This window comes from Helicobacter pullorum, assembly GCF_900638355.1.
Classification (GTDB): Bacteria; Campylobacterota; Campylobacteria; order Campylobacterales; family Helicobacteraceae; genus Helicobacter_D; species Helicobacter_D pullorum.
Genome location: NZ_LR134509.1, coordinates 1193736 through 1214145 on the forward strand (window position 1 = coordinate 1193736; position 20410 = coordinate 1214145).

Annotated in this window: 16 protein-coding genes; 14 read left to right on the plus strand and 2 right to left on the minus strand. The window is 34.2% G+C overall.

Features of this window, described 5'->3' with window-relative positions; translation table 11 throughout:
* Window positions 1-9 precede the first annotated feature (9 nt).
* The 14 genes from EL247_RS05885 to EL247_RS05950 all read left to right on the plus strand — a co-directional run bounded on the left by EL247_RS05885 (window position 10) and on the right by EL247_RS05950 (window position 17079).
* Window positions 10-1719: an ABC transporter ATP-binding protein/permease gene (locus EL247_RS05885; RefSeq protein ID WP_104745383.1), complete on the plus strand. Its 1710-nt coding sequence runs from the start codon at window positions 10-12 to the stop codon at window positions 1717-1719.
* A 21-nt stretch (window positions 1720-1740) separates the two neighbouring features.
* Window positions 1741-2670 carry a glycosyltransferase family 2 protein gene (locus EL247_RS05890; protein ID WP_054194761.1) on the plus strand — a complete coding sequence of 310 codons (930 nt, stop codon included), beginning with the start codon at window positions 1741-1743 and terminating at the stop codon, window positions 2668-2670.
* Window positions 2667-3785, plus strand: a complete 1119-nt coding sequence (locus tag EL247_RS05895) for a glycosyltransferase (RefSeq protein WP_104745384.1) — start codon at window positions 2667-2669, stop codon at window positions 3783-3785. The genes EL247_RS05890 and EL247_RS05895 overlap by 4 nt, the downstream gene beginning before the upstream one ends.
* A complete protein-coding gene (locus tag EL247_RS05900) occupies window positions 3776-4918 on the plus strand; it encodes a glycosyltransferase (protein ID WP_104745385.1) in 1143 nt (380 codons plus the stop codon). Before EL247_RS05895 ends, EL247_RS05900 begins: the two co-directional genes overlap by 10 nt.
* A gap of 77 nt (window positions 4919-4995) precedes the next feature.
* On the plus strand, window positions 4996-6429 hold the full coding sequence (locus tag EL247_RS05905; RefSeq protein ID WP_054194758.1) for a hypothetical protein: 1434 nt from the start codon (window positions 4996-4998) through the stop codon (window positions 6427-6429).
* 67 nt (window positions 6430-6496) lie between these two features.
* Entirely contained in the window at window positions 6497-7600 is a 1104-nt protein-coding gene (gene hisC / locus EL247_RS05910) for a histidinol-phosphate transaminase (RefSeq protein WP_054194757.1), read from the plus strand.
* Window positions 7601-7610: 10 nt separating this feature from the next.
* Complete coding sequence (gene fliF, locus EL247_RS05915) at window positions 7611-9338, plus strand: flagellar basal-body MS-ring/collar protein FliF (RefSeq protein WP_005020675.1); 1728 nt, start codon at window positions 7611-7613, stop codon at window positions 9336-9338.
* Window positions 9339-9340: 2 nt separating this feature from the next.
* Window positions 9341-10375 carry a flagellar motor switch protein FliG gene (gene fliG / locus EL247_RS05920; protein WP_005020674.1) on the plus strand — a complete coding sequence of 345 codons (1035 nt, stop codon included), beginning with the start codon at window positions 9341-9343 and terminating at the stop codon, window positions 10373-10375.
* Window positions 10368-11228, plus strand: coding sequence for a flagellar assembly protein FliH (gene fliH, locus EL247_RS05925; RefSeq protein WP_005020672.1), 861 nt, complete (start codon window positions 10368-10370; stop codon window positions 11226-11228). The genes fliG and fliH overlap by 8 nt, the downstream gene beginning before the upstream one ends.
* The gene (gene dxs, locus EL247_RS05930) at window positions 11228-13096 is read left to right on the plus strand and encodes a 1-deoxy-D-xylulose-5-phosphate synthase (RefSeq protein WP_104745386.1); all 1869 of its coding nucleotides are present in this window, start codon (window positions 11228-11230) and stop codon (window positions 13094-13096) included. The genes fliH and dxs overlap by 1 nt, the downstream gene beginning before the upstream one ends.
* A 2-nt stretch (window positions 13097-13098) precedes the next feature.
* Window positions 13099-13797, plus strand: a complete 699-nt coding sequence (locus EL247_RS05935; RefSeq protein WP_005020670.1) for an MlaA family lipoprotein — start codon at window positions 13099-13101, stop codon at window positions 13795-13797.
* A gap of 2 nt (window positions 13798-13799) precedes the next feature.
* Window positions 13800-14375 carry an MlaC/ttg2D family ABC transporter substrate-binding protein gene (locus EL247_RS05940; protein WP_054194754.1) on the plus strand — a complete coding sequence of 192 codons (576 nt, stop codon included), beginning with the start codon at window positions 13800-13802 and terminating at the stop codon, window positions 14373-14375.
* Window positions 14365-16797 carry an efflux RND transporter permease subunit gene (locus tag EL247_RS05945; RefSeq protein ID WP_232019739.1) on the plus strand — a complete coding sequence of 811 codons (2433 nt, stop codon included), beginning with the start codon at window positions 14365-14367 and terminating at the stop codon, window positions 16795-16797. The genes EL247_RS05940 and EL247_RS05945 overlap by 11 nt, the downstream gene beginning before the upstream one ends.
* Before the next feature lie 87 nt (window positions 16798-16884).
* Window positions 16885-17079, plus strand: a complete 195-nt coding sequence (locus EL247_RS05950; protein ID WP_126442107.1) for a hypothetical protein — start codon at window positions 16885-16887, stop codon at window positions 17077-17079.
* A gap of 1 nt (window position 17080) precedes the next feature.
* Here EL247_RS05950 and recJ read toward each other — a convergent pair whose 3' ends face one another.
* Together recJ and EL247_RS05960 are read right to left on the minus strand one after the other, a co-directional pair.
* Window positions 17081-18667, minus strand: a complete 1587-nt coding sequence (gene recJ / locus EL247_RS05955) for a single-stranded-DNA-specific exonuclease RecJ (RefSeq protein ID WP_054194752.1) — start codon at window positions 18665-18667, stop codon at window positions 17081-17083.
* A complete protein-coding gene (locus tag EL247_RS05960; RefSeq protein ID WP_005020664.1) occupies window positions 18657-20291 on the minus strand; it encodes a CTP synthase in 1635 nt (544 codons plus the stop codon). Before EL247_RS05960 ends, recJ begins: the two co-directional genes overlap by 11 nt.
* Between the last annotated feature and the right edge of the window lie 119 nt (window positions 20292-20410).

A 20410-nucleotide genomic window follows, 5' to 3' on the forward strand; every position in this document is an offset into this window, starting at 1 on the left:
AAGGTTCTTATGTTAAAACAATTAAAAGCGATTCTTTTACACAAAGATAGAATTTACATTTATTTTTTGCTTTTTTTCTCTTTAATCGTTTCCCTTATTGAATTAGTTGGAATCTCTGCTATTGCCCCTTTTATCTCTGTAGCAAGCGATTTTTCACTCATAGAATCCAAACCCTATTATGCTTACTTCTATCATCTTTTTAATTTCTCTAGCCCTTATGATTTTGTTGTATTTTTTGGGATTGCTCTTTTGTTTTTTTATCTTTTTAGAAGTATTATTAACCTCATCTATCAACATTTTTTGGCTCGTTTTACCTTTGGGCGATACCATTTGATTGTAGGGAGGTTATTTGTAAATTATTTGGGTATGAACTATCAAGATTTTATTACCAAAAATACCAGCTATCTAACCAAAACCATCACCACAGAAGCCCATAATTTCACAATCTTGCTTGCTGCAATTTTATTTATGACTTCAGAGGTTTTTGTGGTGCTTTTAATCTATGGAACGCTTTTGTTTGTAAATTTCAAAATCACTTTGGGATTGACTTTAATGCTTGGAATTTTTGGCTTTTTGATGAGCAAAATCGTCTCTCAAAAAATCAAAAAACAAGGAAAGCAAAAAGAATTTTATCAAAAAAGCTTTTTTCAAAGCATTGCAAATAGTTTTGGAAATTATAAAATCATCAAACTCCAAAGCAATGATGAATCTATTTTAAATAATTTCACACAAAGCTCTTGGGGATACTCTCTTGCTAATATCAAAAACCAAACTTTCTTCCATATTCCGAGACTTTTATTAGAGGCTATTGGCTTTTGTATGATGATTGCAGTTGTGCTTTATCTTTTTATTACTGATGGCAAAAATATGAATGCTTATCTACCTTTGCTTTCTATGTATGTTTTGGCACTTTATCGCCTTTTGCCCTCTATCAATAGAATCTTAGATTCTTATAATAAAATCCTTTTTAATTTTCGCTCTTTGGAGATTATTTACAAAGATATTCAAATGCAAACCAAAAATCTCGGGGAAGATAAAATTAACTTTGAAAATAAAATCACACTCCACAATATTTGCTTTGGTTATACAAAAGATAAGAAAGTGTTAGAAAATGTCAATTTGACTATCAAAAAAGGCGCTAAAGTCGCTTTTGTCGGAGAATCTGGGAGTGGAAAAAGCACCTTAGTAGATATTATTATTAGCCTTTTAGAACCTTGTAGCGGGGAAATTTATATTGATACTACCAAGCTTAGTGATAAGAATCTCAAAAGTTGGCGTCAAAAGATTGGATATATTCCACAAAATGTTTATCTTTTTGATGGTAATGTCGCTGATAATGTTGTATTTGGTAGAGATTTCGACGAAAAAAGAATCATTGAATGTTTGAAACTTGCTAATATTTATGAATTTTTAGAAACCAAAGAAGGAATTTATACTCAAGTTGGAGATAGTGGAATCTCTCTAAGCGGAGGACAAAAACAAAGAATTGCAATTGCTAGAGCATTGTATGGTAAGCCTGAAATTCTTGTGCTAGATGAAGCCACAAGTGCATTAGATAACAAAACCGAACAAAAAATTATGGACGAAATTTATCAAATTTCCTCTAATAAAACCCTACTAATTATCGCTCATCGCTTAAGTACTATTCAAAAATGCGATATAATTTACCAAATCACAAAAGGAATCCCAAAAGAGATAAAATACGATGATTTACACTAAAGCTCTAAAAAGGTAAGATTGATGGAAAATGCGGATACTACTCTCCCAAAGGTGAGCGTAATACTCACAACATTTAATAGGGAATATTTTTTTACAGAAGCGATTGAGAGTATTTTGGAGCAAGATTATCCTAATTTAGAAATTATCATCAGCGATGATGGCTCTAGCGATAATACTTTTGCTTTTGCCTGTGAATATGCCAAAGATCACCCCTGTATCAAGGTTGTTCAAAACACACATTCCAAAGGCTCAGCAGGAAATCGCAATAATGGCTTAGATTATGCAAGTGGGGATTTGGTTTTGCTTTTAGATGATGATGATTTGCTGTTTAAAGAGGCAATTTCACAAATGGTAGAAATTTATTTACAATTTAACAAACATTATGGAATCATCATGGCAAACTGCACAAGAAGTGATGATGGCTTTCTTTCTGGCAAAGGCATCAATGAAACGCGTGAAATTTCTTTTCAAGAAGTTTTGTGTGGCAAATTACAAGGGGAGTTTATTACGCTTTTTGAGAGAAGATTACTAGGCACGCGTCGCTTCAACGAGAATCTAAAACGCGGAAATATGGGGCTTTTGTGGCTTAGAATGCACAAACAAAGCCCCTGTTTTTATCTACATCGCCCTTTGAAATTCTATCGAATCCACGCCGAATCCCTTACCCAAAATATGAAATACCAACCCCTTGAAATGGTAAAAAACTACGAACAAGATATTTTACTTTTTTATAAAGAACGCAAAGAATCTTGCCCCAAACACCTTGCTAATTTATGTGTAACTGCCGCCCTACTTTACAAACAAGGCGGAGATAATAAACATGCACTTAAAAAAATCTTTCAAAGTTTTTTGATTTATCCAAATTTCAAAGCTCTAGGAGCCTTATTTTACCTCTTTTTGCCAAAATCCTTTATCCCCAAACTCAATGTCCGACAAAGAGTTGAAAAATGAAAAAAATTAAAATACTTTTGGTTATCCGCTCTCTTTTTATTGGGGGTGCTGAAAGACAATGGGTTTTACTTGCAAAAGGTTTGGCACAAATACAAGAAGTGGAATTGTTGCTTTGCACCTTTTATCAAGGCGGACAATTAGAAAATGAGATTGCTGGGATTCCACATATTTGCCTCCATAAAAAAGGCAAGGGAGATTTTCTTTTTTTGTGGCGTTATCATCAAATCATCAAAAGTTTTAATCCCTCTTGTATCTATGCTTTTATGCCTGATTCTAATCTTTTTAGTCTTTTTGCAAGTGCTTCTTTGAAAATTCCTGTAATTTGGGGATTTAGGTCAAGCAATATTGAAATAAAAAATTTATCTCTTTTTTCTAAACTTTATTTTTACGCCCAAAAACTCTTTAGCCCCAAAGCTGCAGCAATTATTTGTAATTCTAATCACGCAATTGATTTTTATCAAAATATGGGCTATTGTATGCAAAAAGCAAAAGTTATTTACAATGGAATTGATACACAATACTTTACCCCTCAAGATTCTAGCCACCTAAAAAAAACTCTTGATATCCTGCAAGATTCTTTTGTTTTTGGAATCTCTGCAAGAATGGACAAAGTCAAAGATTATCCACTTTTGGCAAAAGGAGCTAGAGAGATTCTCCCCAAACATCCAAAGGTTATTTTTATCGCTATTGGCAAAATTAATCCAGAAATTCTACAAGAATGCAAAAATATTTTAGGGGAATACCAAAAAAGATTCTTGTTTCTAGGCATTCAAAAAGAAGTGGAGCAATTTTATTCCCTTTTTGATTGCATTATTTCTACTTCTTATACAGAAAGTTTTTCAAACTCAATTGCTGAAGCGATGGCGTGTGAGTGCATACCTCTTGTAAGCGATGCGGGCGAGAGCAAAGTGATTGCAAATTTTGGGCAAAATTATTCTTATATTTTCCCCCCAAAAGATTTGCAAAGTTTTTGTGCAGGTTTGGAATCTGTTTTGAATTTAGAAAAAGATAAATTACAAATCGCCAAAAAAAATGCAAGATTGCATATCCTCAATAATTTTTCTGTTGAAAAAATGGTAAAAGATACTTTAGAGGTGCTAAAAAAATGTCTTTAGTGATTTTGATTTATTCTCTAGGACCCGGTGGGGCAGAAAGAATCACTTCTTTGCTTTTAGAATCCCTTAGCAAAAAATACAAAATTACTTTGGTTTTATTAGAGGATATTTGCCACTATGAAATCCCAAACAATGTCCAAAAAATTGTTCTTGGAAAAAATAATTTAAAAGAAAGCGGTTTAAAAAAGCTTTTAAAACTCCCTATTTTAGCCTATCAATACTCCAAAATTATCCATAATGCCACGCATTCTTTTTCGCTAATGACTAGACCTAATTATATTAATATCCTCGCTTCCTTTTTAGCCAAAAAGCCCAAAATATTCATCTCTGAACGCTCCTATCCTAGCAAACAATATGGTTATGAAAACTTACAATCTAAAATCAATCGCTTTTTAATCCAAACACTTTACAAAAAAGCCTACAAAATTTCAGCCAACTCCCCTCAAAACCTACAAGATTTAATCGATAACTTCAAAATCCCTCCCCAAAAACTCACCCTGCTCCCAAACCTTTTTTGTTTGACAAAAATTCACACATTAAGCCAAGAAAACACTCCACTAAAACAAAAAATTCTTGAAAAAAAACGCGAGGGAAAAATAATTTTTATTAGCATAGGAAGATTAGATAAAGGCAAAAACCATCATCTACTCATTGAATCTTTCAAACAATTAAATACCCCAAATATCCATTTATTTATCATCGGTCAAGGCGAGCTAGAAAACACCCTAAACGCACAAATCAAAGATGCCAATTTAGAGGATACAATCACACTTTTAGGGGCAACTACCAATCCTTATGCTCCATTAAGCTGTGCTAACTTCTTTCTTTTTGCTTCCAACCATGAGGGATTCCCCAATGTTTTAGTAGAATCCCTAAGCTTAAGAATCCCCATTATCACAACAGATTGTGCTCCTGATATGATTTTAGAATGCCATCAAAGCTTAGAGAATTTCAAAATCGGAAAATGTGGAATCACAACTCCACTCAATAATTCCCAAATTATGGCAGAAGCGATTGAATGGGCACTTGCTAATCCAAACTATTTTTCAAAAGAAAACCTACTCCATCAAGCACAAAAATTTGATATTAGCCACCAACTCTCACTTTATCAAAAATGGCTAGAACTTCCATAAAATAAAATGAATTTTATCCCATTATTCCAAAGTTTTGCTATAATCAATGAAATGTTTATTTTGATTTTGAGGATTCAATGACAGGTTTTTTAATCGCTTTTAACGCCAAAACTCGTCAAGGCAAGATAGAACAAGCACACAACAAACGCCACTATGAATTTGATTTGAAAGTATGGCAAGGGAGATTAGATGAGCTTGCACCTAATATAGAAGTAGAATTTGAACTCTCAAATACCAAAGAAGTGCTTTTTGTGAAACCAAAATCAATCTTTGCTAATGAGAATTTTACAATCCAACAAACTAAAAGTATCAAAGATTGTATTTATGATTATTTTGGAGGTGTAGAAAACCTCATTAAGCGTTACCAAAAGGCAATCCAATCTAATAAAGAGCTTGATTTTTTGCGTATCAAGCGTTTCTTATTTACCGCTTATAATGATCTTTTTGAACTTGATAGCACGATACCAAACTTAGCCCTAAGCAATCTCAAATCCGAGTTAGCTTCCCTAGATAACGCCTTTGAATCCTTTAGCAAAAAAGCCTCCTATCCACCTCAATACTCTTATGAAAAAATCTTCTTATCTAAGCAAATCCAATACACCAAAAACCAAGAATTAATCCAAACTACACATTCAATTATCAAAAGTGCTTCAATCCAACAAGCCTCTATGGGGAAAACACTCAAAGAAATGGAAGAAAGATTTGCCAATCGCAGAGATTTAAATTCCCCTGATTATCTTCAAACCCAAACTAGCCTAAAAAGCTTCCGCAAACGCTATGTTGATTTACTCCACTATCTTTCTTCCCAAAAAGAAAAATTAGCAAAAATAACCAAAGCTGGAGAGCAATTTGAAGAGCAATTTTATGAGCCTTTTTTAAAAAGCTATCTTCCTTTTTCTAAAGAACTCAAAAATGATTTTATAAAAATTTTGAATTCAAAAGCGTATGAGCTAGATTGTTTATTGTGGCAGAGAGCCAAACAAAGCCTAAGTGTAAGAAGATTCTTCATAGAAGCTGGAATCACTGGCACTTATAGTTCTAAGACTTTTTTAAAATACTTCCTAAAAAGCCTTGATAGAACCAAAATTCGCCAAGAAACTAAATCACTTTTTGATTTATTAAAATATCTTGAAACTTTTTCTAAAAAAAATATTTTGCTTATCCAAAAATCTGTTGATGATAGCAAACGCTACAAAGAATATCTAAAAAACTTTGACAATGATTTAAATATTACTACCTCTAATCACCCTAAAGAAATTCTTGATTCACCCAAAAACACACATTATGATGTAATTGTAATGGAATGGGAAATTGATGATGTGTGTATTTTGGATTTTATCCAAAGCTATCAAAAAATTTTTAACACAAAAGAGAAAACTTATTTTTGTGCAATTATCCCTAAAAATCTCGATAATTCGCTTATACAAGAAGCCAAGAAATCCCAGATTCAATATCTCATTTATCGCAATAACACAGAACAATTTATTGATATGATGCGTATGATTTTATAAAATGTAGTAGAAAAATTTGCTACAATAGCAAAATATTTTCCACAATTTTTATTTAGGATATTTCAAAATGACTTTTAATTCTATTTTGGATACAATTCAAACCTATGAAGCAGGCAAGCCAATAGAGCTTGTTGTAAGGGAGTTTGGCATTGCCCCACAAGATATTGTAAAACTAGCCTCTAATGAAAATCCTCTAGGAGCTAGCAAAAAAGCCATAGAAGCAATCACAAACAACGCTAGAAATGCACATTTATATCCAGATGATTCGATGTTTGCACTCAAAGAAGGATTAAGTCAGCATTTTAATGTCAGCCAACAAGAAATTATTATCGGTTCTGGAAGTGATCAGATTATAGAATTTTGTATCCATGCAAAAGCACATTCTAACAGCAAAGTCTTAATGGCAAAAATCACTTTTGCAATGTATGAAATTTATTCTAAAACCACAGGAGCAACTATCCTTAAAACACAAAGTCAATCTCACAATTTAGATGAGTTTTTGGAAATATATAAAACACATAAGCCTTCTGTGATTTTTCTTTGTATTCCTAATAATCCTTTGGGGGATTGCCTAGATAAAGCCGAAGTTTTTAAGTTTTTAAAAGAAATAAATAATGATACTCTTGTAATCATCGATGGCGCTTATCAAGAATATGCCAAAGCAAAAGATTCTAAAAAGGCTATTTGCCCAAAAGAATTAATCAACACTTTCCCCAACACAATTTATCTTGGCACATTCTCAAAAGCCTATGGACTAGGCGGAATGCGTATTGGCTATGGGATTGCAAAACCAAATATCATTCAAGCACTCTCCAAATTACGACCACCTTTTAATATCACCACACCTTCTTTAGCTGCAGCCATTGAAGCACTAAAGGATCAAGAACATATCCAAAAAACAACCCAAAATAACCTAGAACAAATGGCTTATTATGAATCTTTTGCAAAAGAAAAAGGGATTAATTACATTCCTTCTTATGCAAATTTCATCACTTATCTTTTTGAAGCACCATTAAACTCAAGTGAAATTGCAGATTACCTTCTCAAAAAAGGTATGATTATACGCAATCTTGCTTCTTATGGATTAAATGCTATCCGCATCACCATAGGAACAAAAAATCAAAACGAAAAATTCTTTACACTTTTAAATGAATTTTTAGAACAAAAATAGGTATTAAACATTGGATTTAAAAGCTTTATTTGAACAAATAAGAAATCTTTATAAACGCCTTAACAAAAAACAAAAAATTGTTATTTTGGCGACTATTGTAGCAATTGTTGGTTTCATTTCTGCTTTGATTGTATGGAATTCTATCAATAATAAAGCAGGTGTATTATATCCGGGGTATGCAGTTTTGTTTGAAGGTGTCAGCCCAGAAGATGGAGCGCTTATTATCCAGCAGCTTCAGCAAGATAAAATCCCCTATAAAATCCCCAAAGACAATACTATTCTCATTCCACAAGAATTAGTTTATGAAGAGCGCATGAAACTTGCTAGCAATGGAATCCCAAAAAGCAGCAAGGTGGGCTTTGAAATTTTTGATACGCAAGATTTTGGTGCAACAGATTTTGACCAACGCATTAAATATTTAAGAGCAATTGAAGGGGAGCTTGCAAGGACTATTGAGAGTTTATCTCCCATTCAAAAAGCTACCGTGCATATTGCACAGCCCGAAAAAAGTGTATTTGTTAGCGAACAAACTCCACCCACTGCCTCTGTTGTCCTTGCTTTTAAACCAGCACAAACACTTACTCCCAAGCAAATTTCAGGGATTAAAAATATTGTTTCTTCTGCTATACCTAATCTTACAATAGAAAATGTTGAAGTTGTCAATGAAAAAGGTGAGCCTTTAAGCGAATTAGATGAGCTTGGTGGTGCTAGAGAATTAGCAGCAGCTCAATTAAGATATAAAAGCAATTTTGAACAATCTTTAGAAGAAAAAATTATCAATATCTTAGCTCCAATTACAGGTGGCAAAGAAGGGGTTGTAGCCAAAGTTACAGCGGAATTTGATTTTGCACAAAAAGAAAGCACACAAGAATATTATGACCCTAATAATGTAGTGCGTAGCGAACAAAATCTCGAAGAAAGCAGAGAAGGTGCTAAGCCCAAAGAAATAGGTGGCGTTCCGGGCGTAGTTAGCAATATCGGACCGGTGCAAGGGCTAGAAAATGAAGATGCTAAAGAAAAATATGAAAAATCCCAAACAACCACTAATTATGAGGTAAGTAAAACAATTTCTAATATCAAAGGAGAATTTGCAACTATTAGACGCTTATCTGCTGCAGTTGTAGTCGATGGGAAATACCAAAAACAGCTTGATAATAATGGAGTAGAACAACTAGAATATATCGCACTCAATCAGCAAGAAATGGAGCAAATTACAGCTCTTGTTAGACAGGCTATTGGTTATAATCAACAAAGAGGCGATGAAGTTTCTGTAAGTAATTTTCAGCTCAATGGACAAATTTCTGGCTTCAAAGCAAGAACTCCACTTGAGAGATTCTTAGAAACCTCTCAAGAATTGCTTACCCCTTTTATGCCACTCTTAAAATATGTAGTAGTGGGGATTATCTTATTTTTATTCTATAAAAAAGTCATCGTTCCCTTTAGTGAAAGAATGCTTGAAGCAAAAGCTGATGAGGAAGAAGAAATTGAATCTCTACTAAAAATTGAAGATGAAGAAGAAGAAAATACCGATAAACTCAATGAAGTTAAGCGACGCATTGAAGACCAGCTTGGATTTAGCAACAATAACGAAGATGAAGTAAAATATAGCGTTCTTTTAGAAAAAATCAAAGAATTAGCACAAGAGAAACCAACTGATTTAGCTAATCTATTCCAAACTCTTGTTCATGATGAATTAGGGATTGATAATATCAGTAGCCCATCAAAAGGAGGAAGATAATTATGCCATCTATTTCCCTTAGCCCTAGGCAACAAGCGCAATATGACGAATTTTCAATGGCAGAAAAAATTGCTATTTTGCTTGTGCAGCTAGGTGATGAAATTACAGGAGAAATCTTCTCACATCTTGATTTGGATTCCATTACAGAAATTTCAAAATATATCGCCCAAAACTCCGGAGTAGATAAAACCATAGCAGCGGCTATATTAGAAGAATTTTATGCTATTTTTCAATCCAACCAATACATTTCAACAGGAGGCTTTGAATACGCAAAAGAGCTTCTTTATCGCGCACTTGGTCCAGAAGCTGCAAAGAGGGTTTTAGATAAACTTGCAAAATCCATGCAATCATCTCAAAATTTTGCATACCTTTCGCGAGTTCGCCCTCAACAGCTTTCAGATTTTATTATCCATGAACACCCACAAACCATTGCTCTAATCTTAGCACATATGGATCCTACGAATGCCGCAGAAACTCTTAGCTTTTTTTCAGATGATTTAAGAGCAGAAATAGCGATTCGTATGGCAAACTTAGGAGATATTTCACCAAATGTCGTCAAAAGAGTTTCTACCGTCCTTGAAAACAAACTCGAATCGCTCACTAGCTATAAAGTTGAAGTTGGAGGTATCCGCGCAGTAGCAGAAGTCTTTAACCGACTAGGGCAAAAAGCAGCTAAAGCAACCATTGCCTATATTGAGCAAATTGATGATCAACTCGCAGCGGCTATTAAAGAAATGATGTTTACTTTTGAAGATATTGAAAAGCTAGATAACAACGCTATTAGAGAAATTTTAAAAGTGGTCGATAAAAAAGATTTGATTTTGGCACTTAAGGCTTCTCCAGAAGAACTAAAACAAAAATTTATGTCCAATATGTCCCAAAGAGCAAGTGAGCAGTTTTTGGAAGAAATGCAATTTTTGGGGGCAGTGAAAGTCAGAGATGTCGAATCTGCCCAAAGAAGAATTGTTGAAACCGTCCAATCCCTTTCAGAACAAGGGGTAATACAAATCGGAGAACAAGAGGATACCATTGAATAATATTAACGAACACGAAAACATTATTACCGAAGAACACAAAGCAAGACATGATATTAAAAAATATAATTTTAGAAATATGGAAGTCAATCCCAAACCAGCAGCACAAACTACGCACAAAGAAACTATCCAAGATTCTATTCCAAAAAACAACGAAATCCAAGAACAAGAAGTGATTCAAGAAATGCAACCCCAACAAGAAACTATCCAAAATCAACCACAAATTGATACTCCCTCTCTCAAACTTTTTGAAACAGAAGTAGTGGATAAAATTCTCCAAAAAAGTGATGCATTAGCACAATCCTTGCAAAAATTACAAGAACAATTTGATAAACAAGAAAAAGAAATTGACCAAAAAGTTACAAATGCCAAAACAGAAGCCAAAGAGCAAGGTTATAATGAGGGCTACCAAAAAGCCAAACAAGAGCTCGAAGCACAAATTAATAGCCAAAAAGAACTCTACGCACTTAGTATTAAACGCATTGATGAACATATCCTTGAATCAAAAAATCATATTCTTAACCTCGAAAAAGAGTTAAGTGCTATTGCCCTAGATATTGCCAAAGAAGTAATTATCAGTGAAGTAAATAACAATAGTGCCAAAATTGCGACTTCTCTTGCAAGAAATTTGCTCCAAAATATTAGCGAAAACACACAAGTAACACTTAAAGTTTTCCCCGGGGATTTAGAGGAACTCAAAGAATCGCTAAAAGATTTAAACAATATCACACTCCAAGCAGACCAAGCCATTGCAAAAGGTGGGGTTGTCATTTTAAGCAATGAGGGGAACATTGATGGCGATATTTATTTGAGGTTTGAAGCTATCAAAAAGTCCATCTTAGAGAGTAAATTTTAATGCCACTAGATAAAAAATACCTAGAGATTCTCAAAAAAGATAATTTAAACGACAAAGATTATCTTCTCTTAGAAGAATTAGCCCAAACATTACGCAAAAGAATCTTAGAAGTAGTTTCCAAAAATGGTGGGCATTTAAGCTCTTGTTTAGGTGCAGTAGAACTCATCATTGCTATGCATTGCGTTTTTGATTCTCCAAATGATCCCTTTATTTTTGATGTTAGCCATCAAGCTTATGCACACAAACTCTTAACGGGGCGTTGGGACGATTTTGAGAGTTTGCGTCAAACTAATGGGATTAGCGGTTATACCAAACCACAAGAAAGCAAATATGATTATTTTATTGCTGGGCATAGCTCTACTTCTATTTCTCTAGGCGTTGGTGTAGCAAAGGCTTTCAAGCTTAATCAATCCCAAAATCTCCCTGTTGTTTTAATAGGCGATGGTGCAATGAGTGCGGGACTTGCCTATGAAGCCTTAAATGAGCTGGGGGATAGAAAATACCCTATGGTGATTATTTTAAATGACAATGAAATGAGCATTGCAGAACCCATAGGAGCAATTAGCAAATATCTCTCTCAAGCAATTGCTGGTAAATTTATCCAAAAAATCAAATCTAAAGTTAGCAGTGCATTTAATAAAATGCCAAATGCTACTTATCTTGCTAAACGCTTTGAAGAATCCCTAAAACTCATCACTCCGGGATTACTCTTTGAAGAGCTTGGATTAGAATACATCGGTCCTATCAATGGACACAATCTTAAAGAACTCATCAATGCCTTTAATCTTGCCAAAAGCATGCAAAAACCAATTGTTGTCCATACACACACACTAAAGGGCAAAGGCTACTCGCTTGCTGAAGGGCATTTGGAACAATGGCATGGCGTAAGCCCATTTGATATGCAAAAAGGTTTAACACAAAATAATTCTGCCCAGCAAACTCCAACCCAAGTTTTTGCAAACACTCTTTTAGAGCTCGCACAACAAGATTCAAAGATTGTGGGGATTACTGCTGCAATGCCAAGTGGAACGGGACTTGATTTGCTTATAAAGCATTTTCCAAATCGTTTTTGGGATGTTGCCATTGCAGAACAACATGCAACCACACAAGCAAGCTCTTTAGCCAAAGAAGGCTTTAAACCCTTTGTGGCAATTTATTCTACCTTTTTGCAACGCGCTTTTGATCAACTTGTCCATGATGTAGGGATTATGAATACTCCTGTAAAATTTGCCCTTGATAGAGCGGGCATTGTCGGAGAAGATGGCGAGACTCACCAAGGTGTTTTTGATCTTGCTTATCTTAAAATAATCCCAAACTTCACCCTCTTTGCTCCAAGAGACAACGCCACACTCAAAGAGGCTATCATTTTTGCTAATCATTTCAACAATGGACCTTGTGCTTTTCGCTATCCTAGAAAAACATTTTTACTACAAGAAAATCTTATCCCTGCAACCCCTTTTGTTTATGGAAAACTAGAAATTTTACAAGAAGCAAAAAGCGATATTTTGCTACTAGGTTATGGTAATGGAGTTGGGAGAGCATTGCAATGTGCTGAAATCCTCAAAAAGCAGTCCATTTTGTGCAATATTGTGGATTTAAGATTCTTAAAACCTTTAGATGAAGAATCCCTCCAAAGGCTTGCACAAAAACACTCAAAATGGTTTGTCTTTAGCGATAGTGCCAAAATCGGTGGAGTTGGAGAATCTTTAAGTGCATTTGCACAAAACTATCATCTGTCATTAGAAATTCATTCTTTTGAATTTGAAGATGCTTTTATTCCTCATGGCAAAACACAAGAGGTTGAAGAGCTTTTGGGCTTAGATTCAAAAACTCTAGCTAATAAAATTTCACAAATCATTCTAGGATAAAAATGCGCAATTTTATACTTATTATGCTCATCATTTTTAGCCAAAATCTCTTTGGGCAAGAAGAGTTTTTGGAAGATTTTGAAAGTGAATACACACAAAGTGTTATCAAAGATCCTTTTGAAAAATACAATCGTTTTATGACAGAAGTCAATTGGGATATTTATGATTATGTTTTTGATCCAGCCCTACAAGTCTATAACGCAGCAACTCCACTTGGTTTGCGACTTGGAATCTACAATTTTTTTGATAATCTTGCTTCACCTTTGCGATTTCTCTCTCACCTCTTTTCTTTTAGATTCAATGATGCAATCAATGAATTTGGGAGATTTACACTAAATAGCACCTTTGGGATTGGGGGAATCCTAGATATAGCTACACCAAATGGTTTATATTCTAAACGCTCTGATTTTGGAATTACCTTTGGAAGATGGGGAATAGATGGAGAATTTTATTTCGTGCTTCCTTTGATTGGACCTTCTAATTTTAGGGATATTTTAGCAATGCCGCTTAATGCTCTAGCTTATCCCACAACTTATTTAGAACCATTTTTGCTTTCTGCTGGCGTTTATACCTTCAAAGAATTTAACTACACCGCAAGACATAAGGACACTTTGGATACTTTTAGAAGAGACAGCTTAAATACTTATGTTTTAATGAAAAATTCTTATGAACAACATAGAAATGAATTAATCAAGGAGTGATTATGAAAATTTTATTTAGTTTTTTATTGGTGGCTACTTTTGGTTTTGCATTAGAATTTGACAAAATTGATACAACAATGGAAAAAAATATCAATCAAACAATCCACATTTTACAAACCTCTAATAAAAACATTGAATCTATTGCCAAAGAAATCTTTACAATGTTTGATTCTATTTTTGATTATCATTTAATGGCACAACTCTCACTCTCAAAAAAATACAAAACCCTCTCACCTAGCCAACAAAAAGAATTTGATGTCGCATTTGAAAAAAATCTCAAACGAAGTTTTACAGACAAACTTCACCTCTACAAAGATGAAACTATGAAAGTCCTAGGTGGGCAAAAGACTAAAGCCAACCGCTACAATCTCAAAACTTCTATCATCTTAGATGGAAAAATCCATTATATCACTTTCAAATTTCATGAATTCAATCAAGATTGGAAAATCTATGATGTTGATATTTTGGGCATTAGCGTTATTCAAACTTATCGCTCACAATTTGCAGATATTATCTCTCAAGAAGGTTTTGAAAAATTACTCCAAAAACTAGAAAGTGAAATACGCTTTGAAAATTAATCACCCATTAGCGTTTATTTTTAAAACCATCTTAAAATATCCAAAGCAGATTCTATTCTGCTGTATTTTATTTTTCTTTATTTCTTTATTTTATGCGATAAAGCTCCCCATTGATGCTAGCTCTGAAAGCCTTATCCTCGAAAATGACAAAGATTTCAAAATTTATGAAGAAATCTTGCAAGACTACCAAACAAAAGATTTTTTGATTTTAGCCTTTATCCCAAAAGATGGGAATGTATTTTCAAACCATTCACTCCAAATTCTCCAAAAAATCACACAAGATATCAAAAAGATTCCACAAGTGCAAGATACTCTAAGCATTTTAAATGCCCCTTTGCTCAAAAGCACACCTAATCTTGAATTACAAGAAATTCTCAAAATAAATCCAACTCTACTTTCCAAACAAACCGATAAAAACCTCGCAAAAACTGAGATTCTAAACCACCCTTTTTATACACAAAATATCATCTCAAAAAATGCAAAAACTGCTGGAATTTTAATTTATCTCAAAGAAGATATTAAGCTAAAAGAATTAACCCAACTCAAAAATACCGCAAACACCAAAGAAGAAAAACAAAATATCCAAAATCTCATTCATACACACAAACAAAATTCCCAAATCCACAATGCCCAAACTATTCAAGCCCTAAAATCTCTCAAAGAACAATACACAACAGAAGGAAAAGTTTATCTTGGCGGAATTATGCTTATTGCAAGCGATATGATTGATTATGTAAAATCTGACCTCATTACTTATGGCACGGCATTGAGTATAATTTTGGCATTAATGTTATGGATATTTTTCCGCCATATTTATTTTGTCGCTCTAAGTTTTTGCGTTTGTCTTTTTAGCCTTGTTGTTAGCAGTGGTATTTTTTCTTTTTTTGGTTATCAAATCACCATTGTTTCAAGCAATTATGTTTCTTTATTGTTGATTATTTCTGTCTCTTTGATAGTGCATCTAATTGTCTCTTATTTAGAGTTTTATGAAAAATTCCCCAAAGCCTCACAAAAAAACCTCGTGTATGCAGTGATGCTAAACAAAGCCTCGCCTAGTTTTTTTGCTGTTTTAACCACTATTATTGGATTTTTAAGCCTCGTATTTTCTAAAATTCTCCCTATTATTCATCTAGGAATTATTATGAGTATTGGGGTAAGTGTTGCACTCATTTTTACTTTTATGCTTTTTGGTGCAATTTTAGTCATTCTACCCAAACCCCAAAAAGTCAAAGATCTCCCCAAATGGCACCATATCTTTTTGCTAAAATGTGCAAATCTTGCCACTAATAAACCCAAACTCATTTATACTATTTCCTTTCTTTGCATTGTCTTTAGTATTTATGGTATTATGAATCTCAAAGTAGAAAACAGCTTTGTTAATTACTTCAAAGATGACAGCGAAATCAAACAAGGATTACTTACAATCGACCAAGATCTTGGAGGCACGATTCCACTTGAAATTATCATAAATTTTCAAGATAAATCTTCCAAAGATTCCTCTCTTAGTGATTTTGAAAATGAATTTGAAGAGGAATTTAATGTATTAGAACAACAGGATTCTTATTGGTTTGATAGTCAAAAACTAAGAATCGCAGAAAAAATCCACACTTACTTAGCAAACAAAGAATACATCGGCTCTATTTTAAGCCTACATAGCCTCTCCATGCTTGTAGGCTCTTTGGGATTAGGTGCTGATGATTTTACTATCGCCTTTCTTTATAAAAATTCCCCACAAAATCTCAAAAATCAACTCTTCACCCCTTATGCCAACATTGCAAAAAATCAAATGCGTTTTGTCTTTCGCACCTTTGATTCTAATCCAAATCTCAAACGCAATCTTTTCATCCACGAAATCCAAAATGATCTTACAACCCTGCTCCAAAACGAATCTGTAACTTTTAAAATCAATGGCATGATGGTGCTTTATAACAATCTCTTACAAAGCCTCATTGCCTCGCAAGTAGATACTCTAAGCCTTGTAATTGGAGCAATTTTCTTAGTTTTTGTTCTAATTTTTAGAAGCTTTAAACTTTCTGTGATTGCACTCTTAACTAATCTCATTCCATTAGGAGCAATTTTTGGATTCTTAGGTATTAGTGGAATCCCACTAGATTTAATGGGAATTACTATTGCTGCAATCTGTCTTGGAATTGGAGTTGATGATGTGATACATTATATTCATCGCTACAAAGAAGAGCTAAAATCCCATTCAATCAAACAAGCCATTATACGCTCTCATAGTTCTATTGGCAATGCTATGTATTACACCACCTTAATCATTGTAGTTGGTTTTTGCGCCATGATGACTAGCAATTTTATCCCCACAATTTATTTTGGGCTACTCACTACACTTGTAATGCTTCTAATGCTTGCTGGATCATTAATCTTGCTCCCAACATTCCTAATCACTCTCAAAAAATAAAAAGGTAACAAATGAAAAAAATTTATAACATTTTTATGGATTGCTTCTCAATTTTCCTTTGCTTGTATGTCTGATGCGGATTGCAATTTGGGCTACCAATGTCTAAAAAATATGTATGACTGGGAAGGACAATGTATAAAAGCAGTCGATGAATTTGGAATCCAAAATTTTAATGAGCCAAGAAACAATTATGGACCAAAAATTGAAAGTGGTTGCAATTTTGATACAGATTGTCCATTAGGCTTCAAATGCGATTCATATTCAAAAGAATGTGTAAGATAGCTTAAATCAATGGGGTATAATTCTCCACTTTTAATACTACATCACGAGCAAATTTATCCCATTGCAAAGAATACGCAAACCCCATTTCTTGATTCTCATAAGCTTTTAGATTTTCAAAAAATACCAAAGCTTTTCTAATCACCCCTTCTTGCTCCAAAACCATTTGGCTATGGTTAGTCCCAAAAATTTGCACCGCTCTTATTTTTGCTTGAGTTACAAACTGAGGAATGCTATTTTGCTCTCCATAAGGTTCAAACTCCTGCAAGATTCTAAAAATCTCTAAATTCACCTCTTTAAGAGGCAAAGCTCCAAGGATATTAGATTGAATTATCTTTTGTTTGTCTGGCAATTTTAATTGCATCAAATAATCTCTAAAATCCAAAAATTTCTCCTTTTGCAAACTCAATCCCGCTGCACCAAAATGCCCCCCAAATGCCTCCAAATATCCTTGACACTGCTCCAAAATCTTCATACAATCCATATCCAAAGAACGCATACTACCTTTTAAATACCCTTCTTTATGCGTTAGCACAATACTTGGTTTGGCATACTCTTCACAAAGTTTTGCTGCAACAATCCCAACCACTCCTTCATTCCACTGCTCATTACACACAAGCACAAAGGGTAATTCTTCAAACTTTTCTTGTGTTTCAAAATATTCCTTAGCTTCTAAAAAAGTCTTATTTTGGAGATTCTTTCTTTTTTGATTAAGTTTTTGAAGTTTTTTGAATATCTCTAATGCCTTATAATAATCTTTCTCAATCAAAAATTCATATGCAATCTTAGCCTCTTCCATCCTCCCTGCACAATTCAAAAGTGGCACAAAATAATATCCTAACAATTGCGAATTCAAAGGGTATCTTTTGAAATGCTCTTTTAAAATCACCAAAGCAGCCCTTTTGCTTTGCGCTAAAACTTCTAACCCCTTTTTCAACAACACACGATTCATTCCCCTAAGAGGCATTACATCACTAATAATTGCCAAAGCAAGTAAATCCAAAAATTCAGCCATTTGGACTTCTATCCCCATTTCTTGCTTGATTGCTGCACACAAATACCATGCCACACAAGCACCACAAATTTCAGATTCTGGAAAATGGGGAGAAAGCTTTGGATTGCAAATAAGTGCATCTGGTAGATTTTCTTGCGGTGTATGATGATCTGTAATAATTAGCTCAATTCCTCTTTGCTTACAAACTTCTGCTGCTTCTATCGCGCTAATGCCATTATCCACCGTGATAATCATTTCGCAATCTAATCTGTCAATCATTGCACTTGATAATCCATAACCATCATCAAAACGGCTAGGTATCACAATTGAAATCACATAGGGTATCTTATCAAAAAACTCTTTTAAAATCGCACAAGAGACGACACCATCTACATCATAATCGCCAACTACAACTATTCTTTTTTTTTCTTGTATGGCTTTGGCAATTTTTTTGGCAATCTTAGAGAGATTATTCAAAGAATCAGGGGGAGGCAAATCTTGCAATTTCTTAATCTTTTCCCCATCAAACCTACCTGCAAGAATATTTTTTATTTCTAGTGCATTTAGCGGAGAAAACCTCAATATATCATTTAGCATGATACATTAAAGATTGCTTAATAAATTCCAAAATTACCAAATTAGGTGCTTGTAGCCTAGAAGTAAATTCCGGGTGAAATTGCACTCCCACAAACCATGGGTGCTCTTTGAGTTCTACTACTTCAATCAGCCCATTAGATTCTCCAGAGATTACCATTCCTTGCTTTTCTAAAGCTTCTCTATATTTTGGATTCACTTCATAGCGATGACGATGTCTTTCTTTGATAGTTTTTTGCCCTTTATAAGCTTGTTGGAGTTTGCTACCCTCTTTAGTTTGGCATTCATATTCACCAAGCCTCATTGTGCCACCCATAGGGGAAGTGTGTGTGCGAATTTGCTGTTTGCCATTTTGGTCAATAAAGTTTTCAATCAAATAAATAATAGGTTCTTTTGTTTTAGGATTAAATTCCATAGAATCTGCTTCTTTGATTCCCAAAACATTATGTGCAAATTCCAAGACTGCCAACTGCATTCCAAGGCAGATTCCAAGGAATGGAATCTTATTTTCTCTCGCAAACCAAATGGCTTTCATTTTGCCCTTAATCCCTCTTTCTCCAAATCCACCGGGCACCAAAATACCATTAACATACTTTAATTGCTGAATTATTTCTGGATTATTTTCTAGCTCTTCACTATCTATCCATTGAATATTCACTTTTGTATCCAAATTCGCTCCTGCATGTACCAAAGCTTCAATGAGGGATTTATAGGATTCTTTGAGATTTAAATATTTACCCACAAAGGCAATGCTAACTTCATTTTGTGGAGCTAGGATTCGCTTCACTAAACTATCCCATTCTTGCATATTAGGTGTAAATTCTGGGAGTTTTAAGAATCTTGCAATAGGCACTAAAACCCCTTCTTTCAAAAAATGAAGCGGCATTTGATAAATACTCTTAGCATCTTGAGCAGTGATTACACAATCATAATCCACATCGCAACTCATTGAAAGTTTATTTTTAAGCTCTTTTGGCAACTCTTTTTCTGTCCGTGCAATGATAATTTGTGGAGTAATCCCAATGCGTCTTAATTCTTGCACACTATGTTGTGTTGGTTTTGTTTTTAACTCCCCTGCCACTTTGATTAATGGTATCAAAGTCACATGCACACTAATAACACGCTCCATTCCATATTCATGTTTAATCTCACGCATAGCCTCCAAAAATGGTAGCCCCTCAATATCTCCCACTGTTCCGCCAAGTTCAACTACCAAAATTTCCTTGCCCTCTCCTGCAAGTTTGATTCTTCGCTTAATCTCATCAACAATATGTGGAATGACTTGAATTGTCTTACCCAAATACCCACCTTTACGCTCTCTATCAATCACAGAGAGATAAACTTGCCCGGTTGTAAAATTATTTTTAGAGGAAAAATCCATATTCAAAAAACGCTCATAATGCCCAATGTCTAAATCCGTCTCCGCACCATCTTGTGTTACAAAAACCTCTCCATGCTCTAAAGGGCTCATTGTCCCGGGATCCACATTGATATAAGGATCGATTTTCAAAATACCCACTTCAAAACCTGAATGCTTCAATAAAGTTGCTATTGATGAGGAAGTAATCCCTTTCCCAAGAGAACTCAAAACTCCACCTGTAACAAAAATATATTTCGTCTCCACCATACAAAAACCTCTAAAAATTTAATGCAAAATTATACTAATTAGGAAGTTAATTTTCTCTTTTATCATTTAATTTATTTTCTAAATATATCTTCAAAACTTTCTCATTCTTTCATTATCGC